This window comes from Bradyrhizobium aeschynomenes, assembly GCF_013178945.1.
GTDB lineage: Bacteria > Pseudomonadota > Alphaproteobacteria > Rhizobiales > Xanthobacteraceae > Bradyrhizobium > Bradyrhizobium aeschynomenes.
In genome coordinates, this window is the sequence record NZ_JABFDM010000047.1 from 1 (window position 1) to 345 (window position 345).

General features: G+C 65.2%; 1 protein-coding gene. It reads left to right on the top strand.

What is annotated here, in order from left to right:
• The coding region (locus HL666_RS34760) for an Hpt domain-containing protein (RefSeq protein ID WP_172185812.1) at positions 1–345 on the top strand (345 nt) is incomplete at both ends.

Below are 345 nucleotides of genomic sequence, written 5' to 3' on the forward strand. Positions count from 1 at the left end.
ATACCGTCGACAATCAGTTGGTGCGGTTCGAGCAGGAGCCGAACAACGCCAAGATCCTGGATAACATTTTCCGGCTGGTGCACACGATCAAGGGGACCTGCGGCTTCCTCGGCCTGCCGCGGCTCGAAGCGCTGGCGCACGCTGCCGAAACCCTGATGGGCAAATTCCGCGATGGCATGCCGGTGACCGGCGAGGCCGTCACGCTGATCCTGACCACGATCGACCGGATCAAGGACCTGCTGGCGCAGCTCGAAGCCAACGAGTCCGAGCCCGAGGGTGAGGACCGCGACCTCATCAGCGAGCTCGAGGCGATGGTCGAGCGCGGCATGGCCGCGATGGCCGCCG